At 52.1% G+C, this 23,164-nt stretch carries 28 protein-coding genes and 1 tRNA gene; 24 read left to right on the top strand and 5 right to left on the bottom strand.

All coding sequences use genetic code 11. The features are described 5' to 3' along the window. Nucleotide 1: 1 nt before the first annotated feature. From F7P81_RS12255 to F7P81_RS12240, 4 genes are all read left to right on the top strand, one after another. Complete coding sequence (locus F7P81_RS12255) at nucleotides 2-523, top strand: DUF4376 domain-containing protein (RefSeq protein ID WP_170265272.1); 522 nt, start codon at nucleotides 2-4, stop codon at nucleotides 521-523. Between the two features lie 112 nt (nucleotides 524-635). Next, nucleotides 636-1,388, top strand: coding sequence for a glycoside hydrolase family 108 protein (locus F7P81_RS12250; RefSeq protein ID WP_246176113.1), 753 nt, complete (start codon nucleotides 636-638; stop codon nucleotides 1,386-1,388). Further along, nucleotides 1,385-1,645, top strand: a complete 261-nt coding sequence (locus F7P81_RS12245) for a hypothetical protein (RefSeq protein WP_151159699.1) — start codon at nucleotides 1,385-1,387, stop codon at nucleotides 1,643-1,645. Before F7P81_RS12250 ends, F7P81_RS12245 begins: the two co-directional genes overlap by 4 nt. 96 nt (nucleotides 1,646-1,741) lie before the next feature. Then, the gene (locus tag F7P81_RS12240; RefSeq protein WP_116088193.1) at nucleotides 1,742-2,041 is read left to right on the top strand and encodes a hypothetical protein; all 300 of its coding nucleotides are present in this window, start codon (nucleotides 1,742-1,744) and stop codon (nucleotides 2,039-2,041) included. A gap of 184 nt (nucleotides 2,042-2,225) precedes the next feature. On the opposite strand, the gene F7P81_RS12235 is transcribed toward F7P81_RS12240, so the two are convergent. Further along, nucleotides 2,226-2,915 carry a hypothetical protein gene (locus F7P81_RS12235; protein ID WP_151159698.1) on the bottom strand — a complete coding sequence of 230 codons (690 nt, stop codon included), beginning with the start codon at nucleotides 2,913-2,915 and terminating at the stop codon, nucleotides 2,226-2,228. Between the two features lie 283 nt (nucleotides 2,916-3,198). Beyond that, the gene (locus F7P81_RS17115) at nucleotides 3,199-3,375 is read right to left on the bottom strand and encodes a hypothetical protein (protein WP_170265271.1); all 177 of its coding nucleotides are present in this window, start codon (nucleotides 3,373-3,375) and stop codon (nucleotides 3,199-3,201) included. Between the two features lie 127 nt (nucleotides 3,376-3,502). On the opposite strand from F7P81_RS17115, the gene F7P81_RS17235 reads away from it, so the two are divergent. Continuing rightward, a complete protein-coding gene (locus F7P81_RS17235; protein WP_281348909.1) occupies nucleotides 3,503-3,637 on the top strand; it encodes a hypothetical protein in 135 nt (44 codons plus the stop codon). 17 nt (nucleotides 3,638-3,654) lie between these two features. Here the strand turns inward: F7P81_RS17235 and F7P81_RS12230 are convergent, their stop codons facing one another. Together F7P81_RS12230 and F7P81_RS12225 are read right to left on the bottom strand one after the other, a co-directional pair. Beyond that, nucleotides 3,655-3,909, bottom strand: coding sequence for a hypothetical protein (locus F7P81_RS12230; protein ID WP_151159697.1), 255 nt, complete (start codon nucleotides 3,907-3,909; stop codon nucleotides 3,655-3,657). A gap of 295 nt (nucleotides 3,910-4,204) precedes the next feature. Then, nucleotides 4,205-4,279: transfer RNA gene (locus tag F7P81_RS12225), tRNA-Thr, on the bottom strand. A 150-nt stretch (nucleotides 4,280-4,429) separates the two neighbouring features. On the opposite strand from F7P81_RS12225, the gene F7P81_RS12220 reads away from it, so the two are divergent. The 10 genes from F7P81_RS12220 (at nucleotide 4,430) to crcB (ending at nucleotide 10,823) form a co-directional block, all read left to right on the top strand. Then, nucleotides 4,430-4,612 (top strand): hypothetical protein, encoded by a 183-nt coding sequence (locus F7P81_RS12220; RefSeq protein ID WP_022709168.1) that lies wholly within the window; start codon nucleotides 4,430-4,432, stop codon nucleotides 4,610-4,612. 383 nt (nucleotides 4,613-4,995) lie between these two features. Next, nucleotides 4,996-6,285 carry a UDP-N-acetylglucosamine 1-carboxyvinyltransferase gene (murA, locus tag F7P81_RS12215; protein ID WP_022709169.1) on the top strand — a complete coding sequence of 430 codons (1,290 nt, stop codon included), beginning with the start codon at nucleotides 4,996-4,998 and terminating at the stop codon, nucleotides 6,283-6,285. A gap of 145 nt (nucleotides 6,286-6,430) precedes the next feature. Further along, complete coding sequence (locus tag F7P81_RS12210; RefSeq protein WP_151159696.1) at nucleotides 6,431-6,889, top strand: DUF2948 family protein; 459 nt, start codon at nucleotides 6,431-6,433, stop codon at nucleotides 6,887-6,889. Nucleotides 6,890-6,898: 9 nt separating this feature from the next. After that, on the top strand, nucleotides 6,899-8,191 hold the full coding sequence (hisD, locus tag F7P81_RS12205; protein WP_151159695.1) for a histidinol dehydrogenase: 1,293 nt from the start codon (nucleotides 6,899-6,901) through the stop codon (nucleotides 8,189-8,191). 54 nt (nucleotides 8,192-8,245) lie between these two features. After that, the gene (locus F7P81_RS12200; RefSeq protein ID WP_022709172.1) at nucleotides 8,246-8,728 is read left to right on the top strand and encodes a UPF0262 family protein; all 483 of its coding nucleotides are present in this window, start codon (nucleotides 8,246-8,248) and stop codon (nucleotides 8,726-8,728) included. A 3-nt stretch (nucleotides 8,729-8,731) separates the two neighbouring features. Further along, a complete protein-coding gene (locus F7P81_RS12195) occupies nucleotides 8,732-9,202 on the top strand; it encodes an arsenate-mycothiol transferase ArsC (RefSeq protein ID WP_151159694.1) in 471 nt (156 codons plus the stop codon). Between the two features lie 125 nt (nucleotides 9,203-9,327). Then, nucleotides 9,328-9,546, top strand: a complete 219-nt coding sequence (infA, locus tag F7P81_RS12190; protein ID WP_022709174.1) for a translation initiation factor IF-1 — start codon at nucleotides 9,328-9,330, stop codon at nucleotides 9,544-9,546. 41 nt (nucleotides 9,547-9,587) lie between these two features. After that, on the top strand, nucleotides 9,588-10,208 hold the full coding sequence (locus tag F7P81_RS12185) for a Maf-like protein (protein ID WP_246176112.1): 621 nt from the start codon (nucleotides 9,588-9,590) through the stop codon (nucleotides 10,206-10,208). Beyond that, complete coding sequence (gene yacG / locus F7P81_RS12180; protein ID WP_151159692.1) at nucleotides 10,208-10,420, top strand: DNA gyrase inhibitor YacG; 213 nt, start codon at nucleotides 10,208-10,210, stop codon at nucleotides 10,418-10,420. Before F7P81_RS12185 ends, yacG begins: the two co-directional genes overlap by 1 nt. A 28-nt stretch (nucleotides 10,421-10,448) precedes the next feature. After that, complete coding sequence (crcB, locus tag F7P81_RS12175; RefSeq protein ID WP_121993571.1) at nucleotides 10,449-10,823, top strand: fluoride efflux transporter CrcB; 375 nt, start codon at nucleotides 10,449-10,451, stop codon at nucleotides 10,821-10,823. 151 nt (nucleotides 10,824-10,974) lie between these two features. Here the strand turns inward: crcB and F7P81_RS12170 are convergent, their stop codons facing one another. Continuing rightward, nucleotides 10,975-12,300: an NAD(P)/FAD-dependent oxidoreductase gene (locus tag F7P81_RS12170; protein ID WP_151159691.1), complete on the bottom strand. Its 1,326-nt coding sequence runs from the start codon at nucleotides 12,298-12,300 to the stop codon at nucleotides 10,975-10,977. A gap of 380 nt (nucleotides 12,301-12,680) precedes the next feature. On the opposite strand from F7P81_RS12170, the gene F7P81_RS12165 reads away from it, so the two are divergent. From F7P81_RS12165 to cydC, 9 genes are all read left to right on the top strand, one after another. Further along, the gene (locus F7P81_RS12165; RefSeq protein WP_151159690.1) at nucleotides 12,681-15,626 is read left to right on the top strand and encodes a monovalent cation/H+ antiporter subunit A; all 2,946 of its coding nucleotides are present in this window, start codon (nucleotides 12,681-12,683) and stop codon (nucleotides 15,624-15,626) included. After that, on the top strand, nucleotides 15,626-15,961 hold the full coding sequence (locus F7P81_RS12160) for a Na+/H+ antiporter subunit C (protein WP_022709181.1): 336 nt from the start codon (nucleotides 15,626-15,628) through the stop codon (nucleotides 15,959-15,961). Before F7P81_RS12165 ends, F7P81_RS12160 begins: the two co-directional genes overlap by 1 nt. Next, nucleotides 15,961-17,613, top strand: coding sequence for a monovalent cation/H+ antiporter subunit D (locus F7P81_RS12155; protein ID WP_022709182.1), 1,653 nt, complete (start codon nucleotides 15,961-15,963; stop codon nucleotides 17,611-17,613). Before F7P81_RS12160 ends, F7P81_RS12155 begins: the two co-directional genes overlap by 1 nt. Beyond that, nucleotides 17,610-18,092 (top strand): Na+/H+ antiporter subunit E, encoded by a 483-nt coding sequence (locus F7P81_RS12150; protein ID WP_022709183.1) that lies wholly within the window; start codon nucleotides 17,610-17,612, stop codon nucleotides 18,090-18,092. The genes F7P81_RS12155 and F7P81_RS12150 overlap by 4 nt, the downstream gene beginning before the upstream one ends. Continuing rightward, nucleotides 18,089-18,370: a K+/H+ antiporter subunit F gene (locus F7P81_RS12145; RefSeq protein WP_022709184.1), complete on the top strand. Its 282-nt coding sequence runs from the start codon at nucleotides 18,089-18,091 to the stop codon at nucleotides 18,368-18,370. The genes F7P81_RS12150 and F7P81_RS12145 overlap by 4 nt, the downstream gene beginning before the upstream one ends. Beyond that, nucleotides 18,367-18,720, top strand: a complete 354-nt coding sequence (gene mnhG / locus F7P81_RS12140; RefSeq protein WP_028233201.1) for a monovalent cation/H(+) antiporter subunit G — start codon at nucleotides 18,367-18,369, stop codon at nucleotides 18,718-18,720. The genes F7P81_RS12145 and mnhG overlap by 4 nt, the downstream gene beginning before the upstream one ends. 141 nt (nucleotides 18,721-18,861) lie before the next feature. After that, complete coding sequence (locus F7P81_RS12135) at nucleotides 18,862-19,443, top strand: GbsR/MarR family transcriptional regulator (RefSeq protein WP_033315780.1); 582 nt, start codon at nucleotides 18,862-18,864, stop codon at nucleotides 19,441-19,443. A 79-nt stretch (nucleotides 19,444-19,522) separates the two neighbouring features. Continuing rightward, a complete protein-coding gene (cydD, locus tag F7P81_RS12130) occupies nucleotides 19,523-21,316 on the top strand; it encodes a thiol reductant ABC exporter subunit CydD (RefSeq protein WP_151159748.1) in 1,794 nt (597 codons plus the stop codon). After that, a complete protein-coding gene (cydC, locus tag F7P81_RS12125) occupies nucleotides 21,313-23,019 on the top strand; it encodes a thiol reductant ABC exporter subunit CydC (protein WP_151159689.1) in 1,707 nt (568 codons plus the stop codon). Before cydD ends, cydC begins: the two co-directional genes overlap by 4 nt. Nucleotides 23,020-23,164: the final 145 nt, after the last annotated feature.

The following is a 23,164-nucleotide window of genomic DNA, read 5'->3' as shown; positions in this document are numbered from 1 at the left end:
TATGAAGCTAGCAACCTTAAGCGAAGATGGAAAAGTTTTAGCTTTTTATGATCCAATCATTAACTCTGACAATATCCCACCTCATGCTGTTGAAATCACCGAAAATCAGTGGCAAGATTTGCTTGAAGATCAAGCAAATAAGCGATTGATAAATGGCAACGTTGTTGATGCTACCCCACCTGAAAATATTCAGTCTGCACTTATAGCCTATGCTGCCGACAAACGCTGGCAGAAAGAAACCGGTGGGTTTGAATTTAATGGCCTGCATATTGCTACTGATGACCGTTCTAAGATCATGATTGCTGGTGCGCGTGAAGCCGCAAAAGCCAATCCAAATTTTACAACGCCTTGGGTCACATCAACAGGCGAGATTGCCGTACTGGATGCGGCAGCAATTATTGCAATATCTGATGCAGTCGGAGCGCATGTTAACAACGCCTTCGGCATTTATTCGCAGGTATTGCCGCAAATTCTGGACGGCACAATTATCGATCAAGCCCAGATCGACGCTGCTTTTGCCTGACCGGCAATAATCACTCCAGCCTGTTAGTCAGGCACAATCACAGGAAAAATCAGATGGATAAAACCGTGCCAGCTGGCGCGGCGATCTTGCTTGTACTTACGAAAGGAACGCTATGCGTGAGACCTTAACGACCGCGCTTGACCTGATGTTTGGTCATGAGGGCGGATATGTGAATAATCCGAAAGACCCGGGAGGTGCCACGAAATACGGCATTACTCACAAGACATTAGCCGCGCATCGCGGCGTGTCTAGCGTTTCGCCCGCTCAGGTCAAAGCCTTATCCAAAGAAGAAGCTGCAAAGATTTATCGGCGCTCCTATTGGGTGCAATCCGGCGGTGATCTGCTGCCGGTCGGTATCGATTTCATGGCTTTTGACTATGGCGTGAACAGTGGCCCCGCTCAGGCGGTTAAATCGCTGCAGCGCGTGGTTGGCGTGACAGCGGATGGCATTGTTGGCGGCCAGACTGTCGCTGCGGTCAATGCTTACAAAGGTGATCTGATCGACGCTTATGCCGCTGAACGTCTGCGGTTCATGAAAACCTTGAAAACGTGGTCGGTGTTCGGGCGGGGTTGGCAAAAGCGAGTATCAGCAGTGGTATCGCAGGCTCGTCATATCATACGGGGAATGCAACCAACTACAGATGCCCCCATCCACTCAGCAAAAGCCAACCCCAAAGATCAGTCAATCACGGAAACGCTGAAAAAACCAGAGGCATGGGCATCTGTTGGGGGGCTTTTATCCGGTCTTGGCGGTATGGCCTCTGGTACCGGTCCCATGCAGTGGGCGCTTGCAATCATCATGGTTGGGGCATTCGCTGTTGGTGCATATTTCCTCATCAAGCGTATGCAGGATCAGGTAGCATGAGGATCAGTCTTCAACACATCACTGGTGCGGTTATCGGAGGGGCAGTTTCAGGCCTCTTTTTTTATGCGCTCGGGCAACATGACGGCAAACAGGATGCGGCATTAAAAGCTGCTCAAGCTGTCACGCAAGCAATCCAGAACAGGGTAGGGATTAATGAAACGATCGACAATATGGATAGTGTTGCTCTGTGTATTGAGCTTGGCGGGCTGCGCGACCAGTGCGAACAATTGCGCAGGCTGGCAGAAGATCAGCATTAAACCGGAAACGGCAGTCTATCTGGCAGGCAATGACATGAATGCAGGTAAAGGCGTTGCCGGTCACAATGCTTATGGGAAAAAGGCGGGGTGCTGGTGATGGGGGAGGATATCAAATGGCTGATCGGGATATCTGCTTCAATGGCAGTTTCATTCATCATTGCTCTGATCGCTTCATTCCGGTCGCTGGCTGCATCAATTAAGGCCGGTGATGATGCTTTACACGAGCGGATCAATAGAACGCGTGATGATTATGTGCGCCGCGTTGATCTCGACGGGCATGTAAACCAGTTGCGCGAAGGGATGAAGGAATTGAAAGACGAGACAAGGGAAAGTACGAGAGAAACAAACAAGCGATTAGATCAGGTTCTTGCGGTGCTGACACAGGAGCGAAAATAGCCGTCTTACTGCGTTTTAATCAATTTGCTCGGCGATAGTGGCCGCTGCAGCTCTTTGTAGGATGGAGTGTATGATACTTTATATCATGGTTATTTGTGTGTAACGCTAAGGCAGCTTAAAGGCTGCCTTTTATATGGTGACTAAATCCCGTGCAAAAGCGCTTTATTCACGCTTATGTTATCCATCAATCACTAAACTTCACAGCTGAATAGCTTAATGCTTTCAGAGGCATCGGCTTAAACGTAATAGCGCTATTTCCCGTATATTCGACACTAAATGCCATTTCGTAACGATCGGGCCCTACCGCCCAAAAAATTGGTGCCTTACGCCTACGGAGGGCGGTAACTTTTTTGTAGGCATTTTTCTCTGTATCCTTGAGTGTAAGGATATCTAATTCTGGAATGGCGGCGTATTGATGCATTAGTTTCAAGAGGCTATCAATTTCTCTACGTGTTTTTTTTACTTCACAGGCGATGTACTCATCGCGGGAATCGTCGGAAATTTGAGTAATGGCATCAAAAGCCCAGTCAACTGATTGTGCGCCAATGAGGTGCGCCGGCCATTCAAAATCAAAGTGAAGTCTTGCAAGTACACCAATCGTAATAATTGGCTCAACGGAAAGGGAAAATGTTCTTGGTGTAACAGATTTAGGGCCAGACGAAAAAAAGCCCTCGGTCCCTCCCTTTACAGCCTTATATTTTCCTGATCCGACATACTTAATGAGGCCAGCATTCCAGGCTCTGGCAAAATCCGCTTTATCGATTTCAGAAACTTTAACGGATGTCGCTTTAATGTCGGATGGTATAAAACTATTGTTAGTCTTGCTACAAAAATTTGGTATCAGAACGTCATGCAAGATTGCATCAAACTGCATTTAGATTTCCTTATATAGCCCATAATTAAATAGATCGCATTTGTGTTATTACTGATCCATCACGCTTTATTGCGCCATTATAAATGGCTTTATAAAGTTTCCCTTTAATATGCCAGCTGTATTTGCTTTTGCCTGAGCTTCAGCGGAATTATATTGCCAATCTTACTTTTTTGCCAACGAACGTCTAGACGCGTTGATTCAGCTGGGCGCTATGCATTCTAATTTTATAGAGATTGCACATTCCATCCTCGCTTCCTAAGAAACGCAGGATCGTGCCCTTGGTTCATTTCGGCGTTTTTGCGCCATCGTCTTTGTGTTCAAAGCAGAACCATTCGACGCCATAGCGGCCGTTAAATCCCCAGCTACCCCATTTCTTACAACCCTCGTGCATGCACCAATGGATATAGAGTGCCTCCTGTTTGGCAGGTTTGCTTTCCCATGGCGGGGTATCATCGCTCATTGTGCTGAGTCCTCATTCAAAATAGTCTCCTCATACCGTCATCCTCCTGATAAATAAAATACGATCCTTGCAGATCGACTTGACCAGCAAGGATATCCACGTTACTCGCGCCGCGATAGCTGCAAACATGACAGCGCAGTCTGTTGGGGAGCGTATTAATATCGGTATTCTCACCGCACATCATGGCCATAAAACGCGACGGGATATCTCTGATCCGTCCGCAGCCTCCGCAGGTAAGGCGCAACAGGTCAAGGTGACTTAAGCTGCGTAAAGTTGGCATCATGCCAGCCCTCCGGTAAAGCCGGACATTTCATCCTGCCGAACCATGGCCATGCGCATTTGACCTTTGCAGCCCCGTGCCTTGCATCGGGCGCGTTTCTCTATCTCATCCAGATATAATTGTTCGCGTCCTTTGGCTGTGCAGATTGTGGCCTTGTTAATGTAAACAAGCCTGCTGCATTTTTTACAGATCATTTCCAGCTTTTGAGTGTCAGATAAATCACTGACCCTGTAATTGGTTTTCCAGTTGCCCATTTAGGCGCACTCCTCTGTGGCGCAAACGAGTGCGCAAAAGGTCGGTAAGTTTTTAAAAATTCAATTCTGTTCTACAAATGTTCTCTTCCGAGAAAAGAGTCAAGGAAGATTCGGGAGCGCTAATTGAGGCTGTGAATCAGTGTGGATGACGGGAAGGGCAAGATTCGATTCGGGCGAATGCCGTGCAAAACGGTTGTAGAACAAACCTTGCCAGAATCTTGCCACTTACATGCGTATAGCTATGCGCAGCTATGCATATTCAAAAATCTAAATGTTTGGGAAAAGCTAGGAAAACTGGTGCTGCGAGAGAGGATTGAACTCTCGACCTCTCCATTACCAATGGAGTGCTCTACCACTGAGCTACCGCAGCATACTGTCCGTTGCGGCGGACTTCTGGCATAAGATTCGTGAAACCGCAAGCCATCAAATGCATTTCTTTTGCTTAAAATACAAAAACCGTACAAACCTGTGCATATGTATGCTTTTCCAAACAGGTTTGCTGGTGTAAAAGAACCGCATAATGACTGATAAGCCTGATACCCCATCCCAAAAAGCAGAAGCAGATCAGCGTGCTAAGCGCCGTTCTGAACAATTGCGTGCGAATCTTATGCGCCGTAAAGCGCAGATTCGTTCAAGACGTTCCGGTGCGGAAGATGAGCGCGGCGAAGGATTGCCTGCTGCCGGTAAGACTGAGACTGACTGAATACCTCGTCCGGATGATATTTCTAAACTTTTTCAATTTAGGATCATGGCCGGAAGACGAAAGCCTGAATATTTACAGTTCGGGGCTGCATTATGAGCCTCCCGCATAATGCAAAGCTGCCAGACGGATCATGGCTTTAATGAAAAGTGTGATTTTAGAATAAAAGACACATTTCTGATTGAATCAGACTGTTGTGTTGGCACCAAACTGCTTTATGGCAGCATCAATATCAGCGCAGACTTTGCACGGCAAAGATATCTGTAACAGAAAAACCGGAACAGGACAGAAGCAGCATCTGCTGTGGCTGTCTGAAAACAGGCTGTCTCGACAAATGCAGGGAATGCGTTTTGTGCCGGAAGACATTGCCGTGAAAGTGAAAAATTATGGATCGTATTAAAATCACCGGCGGCAACAAACTGAACGGCATTATCCCGATTTCCGGCGCGAAAAATGCAGCTCTGCCACTGATGATTGCATCGCTTCTGACCAATGAAACGCTGACGCTTGAAAATATGCCGCATCTGGCGGACGTAGAGCTGCTGACACGCATTCTCGGCAATCACGGTGCGGATTATTCGGTCAACGGCCGTCGCGAACATCAGAACGGCTCCTATGAGCGCACTGTGCATTTCACCACGAAGAATATCGTCGACACCACCGCGCCTTATGAACTGGTTGCTAAAATGCGCGCCAGCTTCTGGGTTATCGGGCCGCTTCTGGCACGTGCCGGTGAAGCGATTGTGTCGCTGCCGGGCGGCTGCTCGATCGGCACACGTCCGGTTGACCTGATGCTCGATAGCCTGACTGCACTGGGTGCAAAGATCGAGATTGAAAACGGTTATGCCCGTGCAACAACCAGTTCGGGTCTTGTCGGAGCTGAATTCACATTCCCGAAAGTCTCTGTTGGTGCGACCCATGTGGCGCTGATGGCTGCCTGTCTCGCCAAGGGCGATACAATCATTCACAACGCGGCCTGTGAGCCGGAGGTGGTAAACCTCGCAGAATGCCTGAATGCCATGGGTGCGAAAATTGAAGGTGCGGGTACGCCGACTATTCACATTCAGGGTGTAACCAGCCTGAATGGCGCGCGTGTTCGCGTGATTCCTGACCGTATTGAAACCGGCACCTATGCCATGGCTGTTGCCATGACCGGCGGTGATGTGGTTCTGCAGAATACCCGATCTGACCTGTTGCAGTCTGCACTGGATGTCGTGCGCCAGACCGGCGCAGAGATCACCGATGTGGAAAACGGCATTCGCGTGGTGCGCAATGGTCACGGCATTGAGCCGGTGAATATTACGACCGATCCGTTCCCGGGTTTCCCGACCGATTTGCAGGCGCAGTTCATGGGTCTGATGACCAAAGCCAAAGGTACATCGCATATTACGGAAACGATTTTTGAAAACCGTTTCATGCATGTGCAGGAACTGGCGCGTCTGGGTGCAAAAATCTCCCTGTCCGGCCAAACCGCAACGGTTGAAGGCGTTGAACGCCTGAAGGGTGCGCCGGTGATGGCGACCGATCTTCGTGCCTCTGCAACACTGGTGATTGCAGGTCTGGCGGCAGAAGGTGAAACCACTGTGAACCGCGTGTATCATCTGGATCGTGGTTTTGAACGTCTGGAAGAGAAGCTGTCTAATTGCGGGGCCGAGGTTTCCCGCATCAGCGGTTAATCTGTTTGCAGGTTTTTCTGAACCAGACCCCGATCTGTTGTCGCAGGTCGGGGTTTGCTATTAATCAGTAGTGCTTTTTACTGTTAAGTGCTTATATCAATGGCATAGACCGTTCTTAGCGAATTGAAATGCTCAAGGAGAATGATTGCGAATGCTCAAGCTTGTGGCAATGGATGAGGAAGACTTACAGATTATTTCTGCACATATGCAGGATGCGGTTCTGAAAGTCGGCGATCTGGATTACCGCCCTGCGGAGCAGCGTTTTATTCTTGCCTGCAACCGTTTTGCCCGCGAACAGCAGCCTGTGCGCACACGCGGTAAAGAGAGCTATGAGCGCCGCCGCAGCGTGTTGCATTTTGACCGTGTAACGCAGGTACGTGTACAGAATATCGACCGCACCGCACCACAGGATGTGTTGTCTTTGCTGGCGATTAATTTTGAACCGGCTGATGCGCCTTCCGGTGTGATTGAACTGGTTTTTGCAGCAGATAAGACCATTCGTCTTACTGTTGAAGTGATTGAAATGCGCCTTGCTGATCTGGGACCTGCCTGGGAAACCGGCAATAAACCGGATCATATAGCTGCTGATAATATGACGAAATGAGGGGTTAGCGTGGTTCAGACGCTCATACAAAGTGCCGCAGATTTTGAAAACCGTTTTGCGGCGTTTCTGGCAGGCAAACGCGAAGTTTCAGAAGATGTTGACCGTGCCGTGCGTGAGATCGTGCAGCAGGTACGCGAGCGCGGCGATCATGCACTGATCGACTATTCCAAACGTTTTGACCGGATTGATCTGGAAAAGACCGGCATTGCTGTGACGGCTGAGGAAGTACAGGAAGCTGTTAAAAATGCTGACCAGTCTGTGATTGATGCGCTGATTGTGGCGCGCGACCGGATTGAATCCTATCATAAGCGTCAGCTGCCGAAAGACGATTATTATACCGATACACTCGGTGTTGAGCTTGGCTCACGCTGGACAGCTGTTGAATCGGTCGGGCTCTATGTGCCGGGTGGCACAGCCAGCTATCCGAGCTCGGTGCTGATGAATGCGGTTCCGGCTAAAGTCGCGGGCGTTGAGCGTATCGTTATTGTGGTTCCGTCACCGGATGGCGTGTTGAATCCTCTGGTGCTGGTGGCTGCGCATCTTGCCGGTGTTTCAGAGATTTACCGTGTGGGCGGTGCGCAGGCTGTTGCAGCTCTGGCCTACGGGACTGAAACCATCAAACCGGTTTCTAAAATCGTCGGTCCTGGCAATGCCTATGTTGCGGCCGCAAAACGTCTGGTTTTCGGCACAGTCGGTATTGATATGATTGCAGGCCCGTCAGAAGTGCTGGTTGTGGCTGACAGTGACAATAATCCGGACTGGATTGCCGCGGATTTGCTGGCGCAGGCCGAGCATGATGCTTTTGCCCAGTCAATTCTGCTGACCGACAGTGCGGATTTCGCCAAATCGGTGGAAGATGCGGTGGAACGTCAGTTGCAGACCTTGCCGCGTGCGGAAATCGCCCGTGCCAGCTGGCAGGATTTTGGTGCGGTCATTCTGGTAAATGATTTTGACAGTGCTGTGCCGCTGATTAACCGTATTGCTGCCGAGCATCTGGAAATCGCAGTGGCTGATACGGATGGTCTGCTGCCGAAAATCCGTAATGCCGGTGCGATCTTCATCGGTAAATATACACCGGAAGCGATCGGTGACTATGTCGGCGGGCCGAACCATGTTCTGCCGACAGCCCGATCCGCGCGGTTCTCTTCCGGTCTGTCGGTGATGGATTTTGTAAAACGCACCTCGCTTTTAAAACTGGGTGCAGAGCAGTTGCGTCTTCTCGGGCCATCCGCGATTACGCTGGCTGAAACTGAAGGATTGCAGGCACATGGTCTGTCGATTTCACGACGACTGAATATGTAACGATGAATGAGGGACAGCGGGCAGGTTTTCTGTATACCGCCTGCGTAAAGAGTGATGACCGGAAAAAGTGACAATGCCCGGCTGATCGATGTGGAACTGGACGAGACAATCGGCCAGTCTACGCCGGATATTGAGCATGAACGGGCCGTCGCTATTTTCGATCTTATCGAGGAGAACAGTTTTTCTCCGGTTGGTGACAGTAATGGCGGGCCTTATCGTCTGCGTTTGTCACTGGTTGAAAAACGCCTGATCTTCAATATTACGCGTGAGGCAGGGGAGCTTGTGGCAACGCATATTCTCTCGCTGTCTCCGCTGCGTAAAACGGTCAAAGATTATTTTCTGATCTGCGAAAGCTATTATGCAGCCATCCGCTCGGCAACGCCGAGCCGTATTGAGGCGATTGATATGGGGCGGCGCGGCTTGCATAATGAAGGTTCTCAGACCTTAATGAACCGGCTTGAAGGTAAGATCGACCTTGATTTCGATACGGCACGGCGTTTGTTTACGCTTGTCTGTGTGTTGCACTGGCGCGGGTGACGGATGAGCATAATTCCTGATCCGTTACCGGATGCTCATGCAGATGCTGTCACTGTCAAAAAACCGGCTTCCGTTCTGTTCGTTTGCGGAATGAATGCGATACGCTCGCCGATGGCGGAGATTCTCACCCGTTCCATGCTGCGGGGCAAAACCTATGTCGCATCAGCGGGTGTAACACGCGGTGAACGTGATATGTTTGTGGATGCGGTGCTTGAGGAAGAGGGGTTGTCACTGAATGAAAGACAGCCTGTCGGACTGGAAGAGCTGAATGACGGTTATTTTGACCTGATTATTACGCTGACACCGCAGGCACATCATGTGGTATTGGAGCGGATGCGCAGTTTTGCGGCCAATGTGGAATATTGGCCGATGCCTGATCCGACACTGGTCACCGGTTCACGGGAGCAGCGTTTATCGGCCTACCGCGACGTTCGCGATCGTTTAAAACAGAAAATTACTGAACGTTTTCTGTGATTCAGCAGAGCTTTTAACAGTTCTCCATTTCAGTTGTTCACAAACGGACTCTAATCATATAGGTTCCGCGCAAATTCAGACCTTCTGCATGATGCAGATTTATTAAACTAAAAGACAGGTTACGTATGGCTAAAGAAGAAGTCCTTGAGTTCCCGGGTATTGTAACGGAACTTTTGCCGAATGCTATGTTTCGGGTAAAACTCGAAAACGAACATGAAATCATCGCTCATACGGCTGGTCGTATGCGTAAAAACCGCATTCGCGTTCTGGCCGGCGACAAGGTACTGGTGGAAATGACCCCTTATGACCTTTCCAAAGGTCGTATTACCTACCGCTTTAAATAAAATTTCTGCTGCCGGACTCATATCTGACCATGAAGACAACAATGTCCTATCCTCTGGTACTGGCCTCGGCATCGCCGCGGCGCATTGAGCTTCTGGCGCAAATCGGTATTGAGCCTGCATTTCTGCAGCCTGCTGATATTGATGAAACACCACAGCGTTCGGAACATCCCCGTTCGCTGGCAAAACGTTTGTCAAAACAGAAAGCAGAAAGAGCCAAGGACAAGCTGAAGAATGATGCGGATTATAAATCCGCTTTCATTCTCGCAGCCGATACTGTGGTAGGCGTGGGACGGCAGATCCTGCCTAAGGCGGAGAGTGAGGATGTGGCGCTTGATTGTCTGCGCCTGCTTTCCGGCCGTGCCCATAAAGTTTTTACGAGTGTTTGTCTGGTCACGCCGAAAGGCAGCCTGCGTCAGGTATTGGTTGAAAGCCGTGTGCGCTTTGACCGGCTCAGCCGCCGCCAGATGGATGCTTATATCAGTTCCGGTGAATGGCGCGGCAAAGCTGGCGGCTATGCTATTCAGGGGCTGGCAGGCAGTTTTATTGTCAAAATGGTCGGTTCCTACAGTAATATTGTCGGCCTGCCGTTGCATGAAACGCAGGCATTGCTGGAAGGTGAAAATTTTCCGGTTTATGACCAGTGGCATGAAGGCAAAGTGTGATGGCGGATAAAGACAAACCTGCCGTCTCCTATGAAAATGTGACGCCGTTGCGTCCGACGCGGCCTTGCCCTGAATGCGGAAAACCCTCAATACGCGACTCTTATCCGTTTTGTTCGCCGCGCTGCCGCAGTGTCGACTTAAACCGCTGGCTGTCAGATGCTTATGTCATTCCCGGCAAGCCGGTTGACGACAGCGATCAGGAAAACAGCTGACAAAAACAGAAGCGGTCAGGGGAGCAATATGAATTTTCTGATTGTTTTTCTCGGAGCAGGGATCGGCGGGGCAGCCCGTTACGGCACCGGTTTGCTACTGTCACGTTTCTCTGCACTGACAATGTTTCCGCTCAGTACATTTGCGGTCAATATTACCGGCTCTCTGCTGATGGGGCTGATTATCGGCTATTTTTCAGCGCGTAGCGGCCTCGCGGAGAACTGGAAATTGTTTCTTACCACCGGTATTATGGGTGGTTTCACGACATTCTCTGCCTTTTCACTGGAAACAGTGCTGCTCATGGAAAGCGGGTATATTGGCACGGCACTGGCTTATATCCTGTCCTCTGTGATTTTTGGGGCAGCAGCCCTGATGGCAGGGTTGTATTTGATGCGCTTAATTTAGAGCGCATCCCGAAAAGTGCGAAGCGCCTTCGCGGGGAAAACAGTCCGGCGGACTGTTTTCTTATCCCGTTTCGATCGGATGAGATGCTTATTAAAATAAAGAGTCAGAGCGGTTCTGCCGATTCAATAATAACCGGAGCCGCTCTGGCATATCACCACATTTCAATATGGATTTTTGAGCCATCGCTGAAGCGGTTGATATGAAACGGTGAAGGGTCAACAACGGGCTTTTCACCGGTCACCATATCGGCGATCAGTTTTCCTGCACCGGGGCCGATACCAAAGCCATGGCCGGAAAACCCGGTGGCGACAATGCAATTCGGCAGATGATCCAGCGGCGAGATGACCGGTACAATATCCGGCGTCGTATCAATCAGACCTGCCCATTGCTGGGCGATTTGTACATTTCTGAAGGCAGGCAAAGCTTGTTGCAGCGCTTTGAAAACGGCCTGATTGCCAGCTTTATGCGGCTCCGGATCAAGAATACGGATTTTCTCGAAGATAGATGTCTGATCTGCGGGGCGTAATTTCCACTCAAAAGCTTCTTCAATAAAGCGCTGGCCGAACCGCAGGCGTACGGTTTTCCATTCAGTGCGCAATGCAGGAATGAATTTGGGCAGAAAGCGGAAACTGTCCGGCACGATATCGGCAATACTGCCTGAGAGGCTGGCAACTGTATAGCCGCCATCCATCCGTTTGCGCAGTGCGAAGTCTGAAAAGGCGATGGCAGACTCAACGCCGGCTTCAACCGGTGTGGTGCGCAAGACCGAGGAGCGCATTTTCAGTTGCGGCAGGGTAATACCCAGATCAGAGCAAATCAGACGGGACCAGCTGCCGCCGGCAATCACTACAGCTTCACACTCAATCGCGCCTTGTTCGGTAATTACAGTGCTGACGCGGCCATTGGTGGTTTCAATCCGGCGCACGGCACAATTTTGCATAATGACAGCGCCGAGCTCGCGCGCTTTTTCTGCAATGGCAGGCGCTGCTTTTTGCGGCTCTGCGCGGCCGTCAGCCGCGGTATAGAGCGCACCATAGAGTGAACGCTGCAGGCCGGGTGCCAGCGCTTCGGCCTGTTGTTTGCCTACAACCTGACTGTCAATGCCGTGCTCTTTGGCAATGCTCACCCATTCGCGCCATTTATCCAGATTTTCTTCTTTTTCCGCTGCAAAGGCGATGCCGGTGGTGCGGAAGCCGGTTTCCCTGCCGGTCAGCGCATTCATCTGCGCCCATTGTTTCATACTCTCAACAATCAGCGGCATTTCGCGGCTGTCGCGGCCGGTATGACGGCACCAGCCCCAATTGCGGCTGGATTGCTCACCGGCAATCACACCTTTTTCCAGCAGGGTTACAGGAATACCGCGCTGCGCCAGATAAAGTGCCGTGGACACACCGATAATCCCGCCGCCGATAATCGCGATCTGCGTTTTTGCCGGTAAGGACGGAGAGGACTGGACGCTGTCTGTCTGCGGACCCATAAGATATTCCTGTATGCCTGTATTAATTGTACTTTGCAGCTTCGGCTATTCCGGTTGATTCGACAATTGCAGAAACAACGGCGGAACTTGCCTGCTGATGAAAAAAACATGTCATAATCCGCGCTCAGTTTTGTCATCAAACCAATTTAATAGATAATTTGCGGGCGAGTTTTTCCACACCTTGTGTAAAAGCCATCGAAATCGGAAATTTTGTGCCTGAGATCGGGAAATTGCAGACATAAGTTGCAATCAAGCACTTGCTATTATGCAGGCCAAAACCACATAATAACAACCGGATTTAACGAGATAATTTCGTTTCTATTATGTAGTTTTATGAGAGTGAAAACCGCTCTTGAGGAATTTGAGGAGGGCAGGCGCGGATGGTGACGGACGGAAAAGTCCTTTTTTTGCTCATCATACTGCCATTTATTGGCTGCGCCCTTACAGGCCTTCTCAGATCGAATGACCGGCAGGTTGCTGTCTGGTTCGCGGGGCTGACCGCGGTTGCCGCATTGCTGCTGACTATTGCGCTTTATCCTTATGTGACCGGTGGTAAAGTTCTGCACACGCAGATGGCATGGTTGCCTGCCTATGGTCTCAATGTCACTTTGCGGATGGATGGTCTTGCCTGGCTGTTTGCCATGCTGGTCACAGGCATCGGCCTGCTCGTGGTGATCTATGCGCGCTATTATATGTCATCGGAAGATCCGGTGCCGCGCTTTTTCTCATTCTTTCTTGCCTTTATGGGCGCGATGCTCGGCGTGGTGCTATCGGGCAATATGATCCTGATGGTGGTGTTCTGGGAACTCACCAGTATTTTTTCCTTCCTGCTGATTGGTTACTGGTATCAGAATGTCAGCGCCCGTGACGGCGCGCGTATGGCGCTGACCGTTACCGGTCTTGGCGGTTTCGGCCTGTTGCTCGGTGTGCTGCTGCTTGGTCATATTGTCGGCAGTTATGAGCTGGATGTTATTCTGGCATCGGGTAATCTGATTAAAAACCATCCGCTTTATACGGTGGCTTTGGTGCTGATCCTGCTTGGTACTTTCACCAAGAGCGCACAATTTCCGTTCCATTTCTGGCTGCCGAATGCGATGGCCGCGCCGACACCGGTTTCAGCCTATCTGCACTCCGCCACGATGGTTAAGCTCGGCGTGTTTCTGATGGTAAGGCTGTGGCCTGCACTGGCGGGCACAGAAGAATGGTTCTGGCTGCTTGGGCTTGCCGGTCTGACGACTTTGCTGCTGGGCGCTTGGTTTGCGCTGTTCCAGCAGGACCTGAAAGGCCTGCTTGCCTATTCAACCATCAGTCATCTGGGGCTGATTACCGCTTTGCTCAGCCTTGGCAGTCCTCTTTCAGCTGTTGCCGCGATTTTCCATATGGTCAATCATGCGATCTTCAAAGCTTCGCTGTTTATGGCGGCGGGGATTATCGATCATGAAACCGGCACGCGCGACCTGCGAAAACTAAGCGGTTTGTTCCGCTTCATGCCGATTACGGCAACTTTGGCGATGGTTGCCAGTGCGGCGATGGCCGGTGTACCACTGCTGAACGGCTTCATTTCCAAAGAAATGTTCTTTGCGGAAACGGTGGAGACACATCTGTCTTCATGGCTCGATACGGTCACGCCTTATGTGGCAACGCTGGCGAGCGCTTTCAGTGTCGCTTATTCGATCCGCTTTATCTATTCGACCTTCTTTGGTCCCGCACCGGTTGACCTGCCGCATACACCGAAAGAGCCGCCGCAATGGGTACGTTTCCCGATTGAGTTGCTGGTGCTGCTCTGCCTGCTGATCGGTATTGTGCCGACATTGATTGTCGGACCGTTCCTGCACACGGCTGTCGTGTCGGTTCTTGGCGGTGCCACACCGGAATACAGCCTTGCAATCTGGCACGGCTTTAATGTGCCGCTGCTGATGAGTGTGATTGCGCTGATCGGCGGAACCGTGATCTTCATGGTGATGAAAAACTATCTGGCAAAATGCGATGAAGGGCCGCCATTGCTGCGCCATCTCAATGGTCAGCGTATTTTTGAGCTGGTGCTGGTAACTGTTTCATGGAAATGGGCGCGTAGTATTGAAAGCCGGTTCGGAACACGTCGCTTGCAACCGCAAATGCGGGTGCTGATGCTGATTGCGATTTTTGCCGGTGCCTGGCCTGTTTATCAGGCGGGACTATTTATGGGGCCATTGGTGCCGCTTCCTGTGGATCCGGTCTTTGCCATTGTCTGGCTGATCGGCGCGCTTTGTGCGGTCGGTGCAGCCTATCAGGCTAAATATCACCGGCTGGCATCGCTGATGTTGCTTGGTGGCGCCGGGCTTGTGACCTGTTTTACATTTGTGTGGCTCTCCGCACCGGATCTCGCGGTTACGCAGTTGCTGGTTGAGATTGTCACCACAGTTCTGTTGCTGCTTGGTCTGCGCTGGCTGCCGAAACGCTGGCAGGAAGATGAAAATGCAAGCATTCCTCTTGTACCGCGCTTACGCCGTTACCGCGATCTGATTATCGCACTGGCGGGCGGCGGCGGTATGGCGCTTGTGTCCTATGCAATGATGACCCGTTTCAGCCCTGCAACGCTTGCCGATTATTTCCTCGGCAATTCCTATACGGAAGCTGGCGGCAAGAATGTGGTCAATGTGTTGCTGGTGGATTTCCGCGGCTTTGATACGCTGGGAGAAATCACGGTGCTTGGTATTGTCGGTCTGACGGTTTATGCGCTGCTGCGTCGTTTCCGTCCGGCATCGGACACTATGGAATCCCCGCAACAGCAGAAAATCCAGAACGCTTTTGACGAGGCTGATCCGGAGCGTCATGCCGGTGCAACCCTGTCCGAATATCTCGCTGTGCCTTCTGTGATTATGCAATATTTGTTCGGCGTGATTATCGTTTTCGCCATGCATTTGCTGCTGCGCGGTCATGATCTGCCGGGTGGCGGTTTTGCGGCCGGTATTACGATGGCGATCGGCTTTATTCTGCAATATCTCGCCTTTGGTACCCGCTGGGTGGAAAGCCATTTGCGCATTCTGCCGGTGAAATGGATGGGCTTCGGTTTGCTGACCGCAGCGGCAACCGGTGCCGGTTCATTCTTTGCCGGTTATCCGTTTCTCACCACCTATTTTGATTATGCGGAAGTACCGCTGATCGGCAAAATGCCGGTGGCATCCGCACTGCTGTTTGACATCGGCGTCTTTACACTTGTGGTCGGTGCCACCGTTCTGATGCTGATTGCCTTGGCACACCAGTCGATCCGTCATCGCCGCTCGGAAAAAACACAATCGGAACAGGCTGAACAGGCCATACTCGTTAAGCAGGGAGAGGGACGCTAATGGAACTTATTCTTGCTCTCGGTATCGGTATTTTGACAGCTTCCGGCCTGTGGCTTTTGCAGCGTCCGCGTACTTTTCAGGTGATTATCGGTCTGTCACTGATTTCCTATGCGGTTAATCTGTTTATTTTCAGTATGGCCAGTCTGCGCACAGATTCCGCGCCTATTCTGGGCGATCAGCCTGATCCCGCTCTTTATACCGATCCGTTGCCGCAAGCACTGGTACTGACTGCGATTGTGATCGGCTTTGCCATGACAGCCCTGTTTCTGGTGGTCATGCTGGCTTCCCGTGGTCTGACCGGTACCGACCATGTTGACGGCAGGGAGAGCCAGTAATGCAGGATTGGCAGGAACATCTGATTATCGCGCCGATTCTGCTGCCGCTCATCACCGCAGCTTTGTTGCTGCTCTATGATGAGCGTCGCCGTGTGCTGAAAGCTGCAATCAGCATTGCAGCAACTTTTGTGCTGTTTGTTGTGGCGATCATGCTGGTCAATATGGCCAATACGCCGGACGACCGCGTACTTCCTTATCTGCTGGGTAACTGGCCGGCACCCTATGCGATTGTGCTGGTGCTGGATCGTTTCTCGGCAATGATGGTGCTGCTGACCAGCATTCTCGGACTGGCGGCACTGTGTTTTGCGCTGGCACGCTGGCACAAAGCAGGTTCGCATTTCCATACGCTGTTCCAGCTGCTGCTGATGGGGCTGAACGGCGCATTCCTGACCGGTGATCTGTTCAACCTGTTTGTGTTTTTCGAGGTGCTCTTGGCGGCATCTTACGGGCTGGTACTGCATGGCTCCGGTGCCACCCGCGTTAAAGCGGGCTTGCATTATATTGCCGTCAATCTCGCGGCCTCATCGCTGTTTCTGATCGGCGTCAGCATGATCTATGGCGTGACCGGCACACTGAATATGGCCGATCTGGCACAGCGCATTCCCAATGTACCGGCAGATGATCTGATGTTCCTGCAGGCTGGCGGTGCCATTCTCGGCACGGCATTTCTGGTGAAAGCCGGTGCATGGCCGCTGAATTTCTGGCTGCCGACAACCTATACGGCTGCGGCCGCACCGGTGGCCGCATTGTTCGCGATCATGTCCAAGGTCGGTATTTATGTTTTGCTGCGCCTGTCTTTACTGTTTTTCGGTGAGCTGACACCACGGACAACAGGTTTCGGTGATGCAGGACTGTTTTACATCGGTCTGGCGACGATCACTTTCGGTCTGATCGGGGTACTGGCATCGCAGGCGCTCGGGCGTATTGCCGGTTACAGCGTGTTGGTTTCTTCCGGTACATTGCTGGCGGCAATCGGTACGGGCAATGTGGCGGTAACCGGCAGCGCTCTGTTCTATATGATCAGCTCAACGCTGACGATTGCGGCTTTCTTTCTGCTGATTGAGCTGGTGGAGCGCGGTCAGGATGCGGCGGCCAACGTGTTGGCGGTGACGATTGAAGCCTATGGTGACGAGGAAGAAGAAGAGGAAGAGGAAGTCGGCACAGTTTTGCCTGCAACGCTTGCTATTCTCGGTGCCTGTTTTGCCGTCAGCGCTATTTTGCTGATTGGTTTGCCGCCATTTTCCGGTTTCGTGGCAAAAATCTCGCTGTTGTCGGCATTGTTCAATCCGGCTGGCATGGGCACGGATGCACCGATTTCCGCAGCAAGCTGGGCCTATGTCACGCTGATTATTCTGTCCGGTGTCTCGGCACTAATTGCGATGTCGCGCTCCGGTATCCGTACTTTCTGGGCGTCGATGGAAGGCAATGTACCGCGCGTGCTGATTATTGAGCTGGTGCCGGTGGCGGGGCTGTTGTTTCTGTGTCTCGCTCTGACCATTCAGGCGGCACCAGTGATGCGCTATCTCGATGCGACCGCGCAGGCACTGCATCGTCCGCATAATTATATCGACCATGTTCTGGACGCAAAACGCTCAGCGGGATTTGAACCGGCCGCTGCCAGTACACCGGCTGCGAAGGGAGACGCACAATGAGAGCATTGTTTCCGCATCCCGTTTTGTCGCTGAGCTTCTGGATCATGTGGCTGCTGCTCAACGGCTTCACACCCGGTCATACGATTTTGGGCTTTTTCATTGCATTGGGCGCAGGTCTGGCTTTTACCTCGCTGGATCCGGAACCGGTGCGGGTTCGCTCGGTACGGGCAATTATCGAACTGTTTTTCCGCGTTGTTGCCGATATTTTCTGGTCAAATATTGCGGTCATCAAAATCATTCTTTTTGACCGGCCAGAGCGTCAGGCAGGATTTGTGACCATCAGCCTGCAATTGCGCGGACGTTTGCCGCTCGGCATTCTGGCCTGTATCGTGACCTCAACGCCTGGTACGGCATGGGCAAATTTTAATCCCGTAACGGGTGTTTTGCTGATTCATATTCTCGATAAAGACGGAGAAGATGAGTTCCGCACCGTGATAAAACAGCATTATGAACGCCTGCTGATGGAGATTTTCACATGAGTACAGTGATTTTATCCTGGGCGCTGCTTTTGTCCCAGCTTTGTCTGGGTGCAGCTCTGCTTTGTGCAACATGGCGTCTGATCGCAGGGCCGCGTGCGCAGGACCGTATATTGGGTCTGGATACGCTTTATGCGACGATGATGATGTTGTTTATCACCTTCGGTATTCGTACCGGCACATCGATTTATTTTGAAGCTGCCTTGGTGATTGCGCTGCTGGGCTTTGTGTCCAGCGTGGCGCTGGCAAAGTTCCTGATGCGCGGCGAGGTAATCGAATGAACCATGCAACGCAACTGCCGCTCTGGGCAGCCATTCTGGTTTCGGTCTTTTTGCTGGGCGGATCACTGATTACGCTGATCGGTGCGATCGGTCTTTTGCGCTTTAAAAAGTTCTATGAACGGATTCATGCCCCGACACTCGGCACGACTTTTGGCGTCGGCGGCATTCTCATTGCATCAATTATTTTCTTTACAGTCTTGCAATCGCGACCGGTTTTGCATGAACTGTTAATTACCGCTTTTGTGTTTGTGACAACGCCGGTAACACTGATGCTATTGACGCGGGCAACCATGCATCGCGATAAAACGGATGACAGCCGGCAATTGCCGACCTCAAACGACCTTTATTAGCGATTTCTGGACGTGCCTCTTCTCTGATTTGTGTTGCGACTTATTGTCCAGACCTGCTTTGCGGGTTGCGGAGGAGCAACAATAATAATATCTGAAATTTCAGTAATTTCTGAAAGTTCAGAAAATACGGGAGCAACTGATTTGGAATTGTCGCCAATCGTACAATCATTTGTACTGCACTTCGGTGAAATGGGCAGCCGCTGGGGTATCAACCGCACGGTCGGGCAGATCTATGCCTTGCTCTATCTTTCTAAAGACCCGCTCTGTGCCGATCAGATCGTGGATGCCCTTGGCGTCTCACGGTCGAATGTTTCTATGGGTATCAGAGAGCTGCAAGGTTGGAACCTTGTTTTGCTGAAGCACATTCCGGGTGACCGTCGCGATTTTTATTCCACACCGGGCGATGTCTGGCAGATTCTGCGCACATTGGCGGAAGAACGCAAAAAACGCGAAGTCGATCCGACTTTGAGTGTGTTGCGTGAAATTCTCATGGAAAAGCCGACAACGGAGAGTGATGCATTTGCGCAAGCGCGTATGGGCGATATGCATGGTCTGATTGAACGCCTGACCAACTGGTATGATGATGTGAAATCGCTCGAAACCGAACGACTGACAATGCTTTTGAGCATGGGGTCAAAGGTCACGCGTTTCCTTGAAGCCAAGGACAAAATCGTCTCGCTCGGCCGCAGCCGTGCGCAGAAAAAAGAAGGACAATCAGAGTGAAAGGAGGGACGGAGTGAGTGAAGCTTTATCCGGTTCGTCTGCCCCTTCGGAAATTCCGGCGGCAACGCCGGAACGATCCATGTCTGATGCAGCAACAGTTACCGGCAGCGACAAGGCTGCCGGAACTGTAAAGGCGTCTGCACGACGCCGTAAAAAACGTGCACAACCGGCCAATTTACGCAAAGGCGGCTGGTTACAGGTTCTGGCGGCGCTGATCTGGCTGCCGCAGGCGGGCCTGATGGCCTATGCGATTAATGAGCTGACCGTCAGCGGGACAGTCAGCAATCTTCTGACGATCGTTGCCGGTATTTTTCTGCTTGGCCTGCTGCGTACCATTTTGCAGGGCGCGGGCGAGCGGATTGCCTTTAAAACATCGCGCGCGGCACTGTCTGATCTGCGTGCAAAATCGGTGCAGGCGCTGGCTGACCGCTCCCCGCTGGATCGCAACCGTGCGGCATCGGGTGAGGCGGCAAGCATTCTCGCCGAACAGGCCGAAATGGTAGTGACTTATTGGTCGCGTTACCAGCCGGTGCAGATGAAAGTTATGATCGTTCCGATTGTCTTTCTCATTGCTGTGCTGTGGTATTCATGGGCTGCGGCACTGGTCTTGCTGGTTGCGGCACCGCTTATTCCGGTTTTCATGGCGCTGATCGGTTATCGCGCCAAAGCCGCCAGTGAAGAACAGCTGGTGGAAATGGGGCAGATGAATGGTTTCCTGCTCGACCGTTTGCGCGGACTGGCAACAATCCGCACATTCCACGCTGTTGACCTGACCGCACAGCGCTTGCGCCATAATGCGGAAACGCTGCGCCATAAAACCATGATCGTGTTGCGTATTGCTTTCCTGTCCTCAGCGGTACTGGAGCTGTTTTCTGCGCTCGGCGTGGCGATGGTTGCGGTTTATATCGGCTTCCACCTCTTGGGCGAGCTGAATTTCGGCGCGTGGGGCGCAACGCTGACATTGGGGCAGGGGCTGTTTATCCTGCTGCTGGCGCCGACATTTTTTGAACCGCTGCGCGAACTTTCTGCCGTCTGGCATGACCGCGCTGCCGGTGAAGCCGCGATTGATGCGCTGGAAAATATCAGTGCAGGCGGTATGAAACTCACCGCGGTTGCTGCGAATGCGATACCCGCTGAGACAGAAAAAAACCATGCTGTCACACTGCGCGATGTGGATTTCAGCTATGATGCAGATGACGAGACTGATCTGCTCTCCGGCTTTAGCTTGCAGATTGCGCAAGGCGAGCATGTTGCTCTCCTGGGGCCAAGCGGTAGCGGTAAATCAACGCTGCTGGCGATGATGGCCGGTCTGATCGCACCACGCAGTGGTGATGTTCTGATCCATGATACCGTGCTCGATCAGAGCAGTGCTGACACGCTGCGTCAGCAATTCTCATGGATCGGCCAGAAGCCGCATATTTTTTCCGGTTCTGTGCGTTCCAATATTACGCTCGGCCGTGAAGGTTTTGCCCTGAGCGATGTGCAGGCTGCATTGAAGACAGCAGCGCTGGATAATGTGGCCTCTGCCGCTGCAGCCAGTGATCTTGGTGAAAACGGCACCGGTCTTTCCGGTGGTGAAGGCCTGCGTCTGGCATTGGCAAGGGCAGCTCTGAAATCCGGTGCGGATATTATCTTTGCCGACGAGCCGACTGCCCATCTCGACAGTGAAACCGCGCTCAAGGCAACAGAGGGTCTTCTGGCTATGGCGCAAGGCAAGACATTGATTATTGCCACCCATGATGAAGAACTGGCGCGCAAAATGGGACGCATCATTCGCGTTGACAGGCTGAGCGGTGCGGAAAATCTGCATGTGCAGGAAGACAGCGGCAATGCTGCTGCACCTGTATGTTCTGCACGGAGGGCGGCAGAATGAAGAAACTTGCAGTTCTGAAACCTGTTCTCAAACTGTTTTTCTCGGAAAAGCGCGGCAAATTATGGGCCGGTATGTTGCTCGCTGCTGTGACTGTTTTGTGCGGTATTCTGCTGCTTGGTCTGTCCGGCTGGTTTATCACAGCAACGGCAATTGCCGGTCTGGCAACGGCCACAGCTTTGGCTTTCGACGTATTTGCACCGGCTGCGGGTATTCGTCTGCTGGCTATTCTGCGCACTGCGTCGCGCTATGCGGAGCGTCTGGTTACGCATGATGCAACGCTGGCTGTGCTGGCGGCATTGCGCGAGAAATTGTTCCGCAGCTGGGCTGCACCGCAGGCAGCAAAAGAACTTTTGCGCCGTCCGAGCCGTCTGCTGTTCCGCCTGACGGCGGATATTGATGCGCTGGATGCGCTTTATCTGCGCGTGCTGGTGCCTGCCGGTGCGGCTTTTGTCACCATGCTGGTGGTTGGTTTTGCTTTCTGGCTGATGGATAGCACTTTCTCGCTGGCAATGGTGGCGGTTTTGGTACTTGCCGGTTTTGGCCTGCCGTTGATTGCAGCACTCTGGGCGATGAAGCCGATGCGCCGCCGTGCCAAAGCTGTTGAAGCCGTACGCGCGCGCAGCATTGATCTGGTCTCCGGCCAGACCGATCTGCTGATGGCGGGACGATTGCAGGCGCAAAGCGCAAGCATATGTGCGGCTGACAAAAGATTGTCCGATGCTGATGATCAGCTCAACCGGATTGAAATTTCGGTCGGTGCCGGTTTTGGTATCGCTACGGCTTTGCTGCTCTGTGTTGCTTTGCTCGGCGGTGTCTGGCTTGCAGAGGCTGGCACTATTTCACCTGCTGTTGCTGCCTTTGCGCTGCTGATGGCACTGGGTGCGATGGAACCGTTTGCAGCATTACGCCGTGGTGCCATGGAACTTGGCCGCACGCTGATGGCTGCGCACCGCGTTGGCGACCGTTATGAAACCCAGCCGCATTTCTATGTGCCTGTACAACCGGCCGATCCTCATGAGGCTGTTTATCTGGAACAGATCAATATGCGCTATGAGGACAAGATGCCTCTGGTGCTGCAGGATATCAGTCTGAGCGTGCGCAAGGGTGAAAAACTGGCGATTGTCGGCACAAGCGGCACAGGTAAATCGACGCTCATGGCTTTGCTGGCCGGTGAGGTGACCGCGGATTCCGGTATTATCCGTCATGAGGCAGCAACGTTGCTGACGCAGAAAACCCAGCTGTTTCAGGATAGTCTCGCGGAAAATCTGCGTCTTGCTCAGCCAAAGGCAACGGACGATGATCTGATGCAGGCACTGGAAATGGCCGGCCTGTCAGAAACGGTAGGTGACATGCCGCAGCAGTTGGAAACAATGCTTGGCGAGGGCGGCCTTGGTCTGTCCGGCGGGCAGGCTCGCCGTCTCGCACTGGCGCGCCTGTTTTTGCACAATACCCCGCTCTGGCTGCTGGATGAACCGACAGAAGGGCTGGAGAAAGCCACTGCGCAGGACATTCTGCAGCGGCTGGCACAGGCCACAAGTCAGAATGGTGGCCACGGCAGAACTATGATTATTGCGACGCATCTGCGCCGTGAAGCTGAGATTGCCGACCGTATTGTCGTAATGAGCAATGGTCGCATGACGGCAGAAGCACTGAAAGGAACGCAGGCATTTTCAGATATTCTGAAGACACTGCGTCAGGTTTAACAAGAATACCTGTCCGGAGCCGGACGCGTTAACAGCCATGTCTTTGAAAAGGAAGCCCCGCTTTATGAAGCATGATCTTTTATACATAATCAGAGGGATGATCTGACAAAAACGGATCACATTATCTGATTTTGAAAGCGGTTTT

It is taken from the genome of Pseudochrobactrum saccharolyticum (assembly GCF_008801715.1).
GTDB lineage: Bacteria > Pseudomonadota > Alphaproteobacteria > Rhizobiales > Rhizobiaceae > Pseudochrobactrum > Pseudochrobactrum saccharolyticum.
Note: the sequence above shows the minus strand (reverse complement) of the source record. Positions and strands in the feature narration are given on the sequence as shown.

Excerpts from the sequence above, each read along its gene's own strand:
- F7P81_RS12255 (WP_170265272.1), top strand. The coding sequence starts at position 2 with ATGAAGCTAGCAACCTTAAGCGAAGATGGAAAAGTTTTAGCTTTTTAT.
- F7P81_RS12250 (WP_246176113.1), top strand. The coding sequence starts at position 636 with ATGCGTGAGACCTTAACGACCGCGCTTGACCTGATGTTTGGTCATGAG.
- F7P81_RS12245 (WP_151159699.1), top strand. The coding sequence starts at position 1,385 with ATGAGGATCAGTCTTCAACACATCACTGGTGCGGTTATCGGAGGGGCA.
- F7P81_RS12240 (WP_116088193.1), top strand. The coding sequence starts at position 1,742 with ATGGGGGAGGATATCAAATGGCTGATCGGGATATCTGCTTCAATGGCA.
- F7P81_RS12235 (WP_151159698.1), bottom strand. The coding sequence starts at position 2,915 with ATGCAGTTTGATGCAATCTTGCATGACGTTCTGATACCAAATTTTTGT.
- F7P81_RS17115 (WP_170265271.1), bottom strand. The coding sequence starts at position 3,375 with ATGAGCGATGATACCCCGCCATGGGAAAGCAAACCTGCCAAACAGGAG.
- F7P81_RS17235 (WP_281348909.1), top strand. The coding sequence starts at position 3,503 with ATGACAGCGCAGTCTGTTGGGGAGCGTATTAATATCGGTATTCTCACC.
- F7P81_RS12230 (WP_151159697.1), bottom strand. The coding sequence starts at position 3,909 with ATGGGCAACTGGAAAACCAATTACAGGGTCAGTGATTTATCTGACACT.
- F7P81_RS12220 (WP_022709168.1), top strand. The coding sequence starts at position 4,430 with ATGACTGATAAGCCTGATACCCCATCCCAAAAAGCAGAAGCAGATCAG.
- murA (WP_022709169.1), top strand. The coding sequence starts at position 4,996 with ATGGATCGTATTAAAATCACCGGCGGCAACAAACTGAACGGCATTATC.
- F7P81_RS12200 (WP_022709172.1), top strand. The coding sequence starts at position 8,246 with ATGACCGGAAAAAGTGACAATGCCCGGCTGATCGATGTGGAACTGGAC.
- F7P81_RS12195 (WP_151159694.1), top strand. The coding sequence starts at position 8,732 with ATGAGCATAATTCCTGATCCGTTACCGGATGCTCATGCAGATGCTGTC.
- infA (WP_022709174.1), top strand. The coding sequence starts at position 9,328 with ATGGCTAAAGAAGAAGTCCTTGAGTTCCCGGGTATTGTAACGGAACTT.
- F7P81_RS12185 (WP_246176112.1), top strand. The coding sequence starts at position 9,588 with ATGTCCTATCCTCTGGTACTGGCCTCGGCATCGCCGCGGCGCATTGAG.
- yacG (WP_151159692.1), top strand. The coding sequence starts at position 10,208 with ATGGCGGATAAAGACAAACCTGCCGTCTCCTATGAAAATGTGACGCCG.
- crcB (WP_121993571.1), top strand. The coding sequence starts at position 10,449 with ATGAATTTTCTGATTGTTTTTCTCGGAGCAGGGATCGGCGGGGCAGCC.
- F7P81_RS12170 (WP_151159691.1), bottom strand. The coding sequence starts at position 12,300 with ATGGGTCCGCAGACAGACAGCGTCCAGTCCTCTCCGTCCTTACCGGCA.
- F7P81_RS12165 (WP_151159690.1), top strand. The coding sequence starts at position 12,681 with ATGGTGACGGACGGAAAAGTCCTTTTTTTGCTCATCATACTGCCATTT.
- F7P81_RS12160 (WP_022709181.1), top strand. The coding sequence starts at position 15,626 with ATGGAACTTATTCTTGCTCTCGGTATCGGTATTTTGACAGCTTCCGGC.
- F7P81_RS12155 (WP_022709182.1), top strand. The coding sequence starts at position 15,961 with ATGCAGGATTGGCAGGAACATCTGATTATCGCGCCGATTCTGCTGCCG.
- F7P81_RS12150 (WP_022709183.1), top strand. The coding sequence starts at position 17,610 with ATGAGAGCATTGTTTCCGCATCCCGTTTTGTCGCTGAGCTTCTGGATC.
- F7P81_RS12145 (WP_022709184.1), top strand. The coding sequence starts at position 18,089 with ATGAGTACAGTGATTTTATCCTGGGCGCTGCTTTTGTCCCAGCTTTGT.
- mnhG (WP_028233201.1), top strand. The coding sequence starts at position 18,367 with ATGAACCATGCAACGCAACTGCCGCTCTGGGCAGCCATTCTGGTTTCG.
- cydD (WP_151159748.1), top strand. The coding sequence starts at position 19,523 with ATGTCTGATGCAGCAACAGTTACCGGCAGCGACAAGGCTGCCGGAACT.
- cydC (WP_151159689.1), top strand. The coding sequence starts at position 21,313 with ATGAAGAAACTTGCAGTTCTGAAACCTGTTCTCAAACTGTTTTTCTCG.